Here is a 1,929-nt window from a genome sequence, read left to right as displayed (position 1 = left end):
GCCTCTTCGGCGTGGGCTGGGGGCTCGGCGGCTACTGCCCTGGCCCCGCGCTCACCTCGCTCGCCACCGGTGCGACGCAGTTGCTCGTCTTCGTGCCCGCCATGTTCGCCGGCATGTACCTTGCTCAAGGACCGCGAGCGTGGAGGAGGCGACCGGGTGATGTCGACGCGAACCGATGAGCAGCTGATGGAGGCCGCGCGCGCTGGCGACGACAAGGCGCTGGATGAGGTCCTCGCCCGCCACGAGAAGCAGGTGTACCGCTTTGGCCTGCGCATGTGCGGCTCGGAGGAGGACGCGAAGGAGGTGCTCCAGGAGACGCTGCTCGCGGCCTTCCAGGGCATCCACTCGTTCCGGGGCGACGCGGAGCTGTCCACGTGGCTGTATCAGGTGGCCCGCACGCACTGCCTCCGCCTGCGCCGCAAGCGCGCCGGAGCACCCGAGGAGTTCCAGCCCCTCGACTCTCCCGCGGCCACCCACGTCGCCGCGGAGGCTGCCACCCCGGACGTGGTGTCCCATGCGCGGCAGATGGGGGAGGTGTTGCAGGCGGCCATCCTCGCGCTGCCGGAAGCCCACCGGGAGGTGCTCATCCTCCGGGACGTGGAGGGCCTGCCGGCGGAGGAGGCGGCGAAGGTGGTGGGCATCGAGGTGCGGGCGCTCAAGAGCCGGCTGCACCGCGCGCGGCTCCAGCTGCGCGAACACCTCTCCACGCTGATGGGGGAGGGCTCCGAGGAGCAGGCCCCGGCGTGCCCGGAGCTGGCGCGGGAGCTCTCCGAGTTCGCCGCGCAGGAGGTGGACCAGGCCACCTGCGTGCGTCTGGAGGACCATCTGTCGCGCTGCCCGCGCTGTACCGAGGCGTGCGACTCGCTCAAGCGCACGGTGTCCCTGTGCCGGCGCATTCCAGGGGATGCGGTGCCCGCGCCCGTGCGCGCGGCGGTGCGCCAGGCGCTGTCTCAGGCTACGAGGCCGTGAAGGGCAGGGCGGCCACCGTGACGGTGCCCGCGCCTTCGCCCAACGTCAGCTCCGTGCCCGGCTCCAGCGAGTCACGGTGCACGTAGCCCAGCGCCACCCGCTGACCCTTCACCGGGGACGTCACCACGCTCGTGACCCAGCCCACCTTCTTCTCCCCGCGGCGCAGCTCCGTGCCGGGCGCCACGTCCTTCTCACCCAGCAGCAGCCCCGCCAGCTTGCGGTTCATGTGCCCGCGGAAGGTGGCCCGGGCGATGACCTCCTGCCCGATGTAGCAACCCTTGTTGTAGGAGATGGCGTTGGTGAGGTTCGCCTCCAGCGGGATGGTGGTGTCCACCATGTCCTGCCCGTAGCGCGGCACCCCCGCCTCCACCCGCACCCGCTCCAGCGCGTCGAACCCCAGAGGCTTCAGCCCGTGCGCCCCTCCCGCCTGGACCAGCGCCGCCCACACCGCCTCCAGCCCCGCGCGCGGCACCAGCACGTCCACGCCGGACAGCCCGCCCGGCAGCGCCGTCCCCAGGAGCAACACCTCCTGGCCAGCGATGGACGCCTTGCGGCTGGACAGGGGCGCCGGAAGCTCCGAGGGGCCGCCCGGGACGGCGGCCAGCACCTGGGCCGTCCGGGGGCCGAGCAGCTTCAGCCAGCCCCATTCCGGGGTGCCGTCGTGCAGCTCCGCGTCCTCGGAGATGAGGTATTTGTCCAGGAACTCCCGCACCTTGGCGCCCAGGCCGGGCTCCAGGTCCAGCAGGAGGTCGTCCTCCCGCTTGAGGATGCGTGCATCTCCCACCATGGCGCCCTTCACCGTGATGAGGGCGGCATAGGCGGCCGAGCCCACCGGGAGGTTCTTCACCTCCTGGGTCACCATGCCGTGGAGGAAGGAGGCGCGATCCTCCCCCGTTATCCGGAGGATTTCGCGGTAGGACGCATCGTGCAGTGCCACTGCGTCACGGGCCGCGCCATACT

3 protein-coding genes are annotated in these 1,929 nt (G+C 71.8%); 2 read left to right on the top strand and 1 reads right to left on the bottom strand.

Annotation, left to right across the window (positions count from 1 at the left end; translation table 11 throughout):
* The coding region (locus tag D7Y11_RS44805; RefSeq protein WP_368773805.1) for a DUF6691 family protein at positions 1–179 on the top strand (179 nt) is incomplete at its 5' end.
* Positions 160–969 carry a sigma-70 family RNA polymerase sigma factor gene (locus D7Y11_RS42415; RefSeq protein ID WP_121752947.1) on the top strand — a complete coding sequence of 270 codons (810 nt, stop codon included), beginning with the start codon at positions 160–162 and terminating at the stop codon, positions 967–969. The genes D7Y11_RS44805 and D7Y11_RS42415, both read left to right, overlap by 20 nt.
* Here D7Y11_RS42415 and D7Y11_RS42410 read toward each other — a convergent pair.
* Positions 956–1,929 (bottom strand): folate-binding protein YgfZ (locus tag D7Y11_RS42410; protein WP_148139289.1); only part of this gene is annotated, 974 nt, incomplete at its 5' end. The genes D7Y11_RS42415 and D7Y11_RS42410 overlap by 14 nt on opposite strands.

The organism is Corallococcus sp. AB018, from assembly GCF_003986945.1.
Classification (GTDB): domain Bacteria; phylum Myxococcota; class Myxococcia; order Myxococcales; family Myxococcaceae; genus Corallococcus; species Corallococcus exiguus.
The sequence above is the reverse complement of the archived record's forward strand: the minus strand, read 5'-3'. Positions and strand labels throughout refer to the sequence as shown.

Bases quoted from the DNA above. Each gene is read 5' to 3' on its own strand.
- D7Y11_RS42415 (WP_121752947.1), top strand. From the start codon at position 160: ATGTCGACGCGAACCGATGAGCAGCTGATGGAGGCCGCGCGCGCTGGC.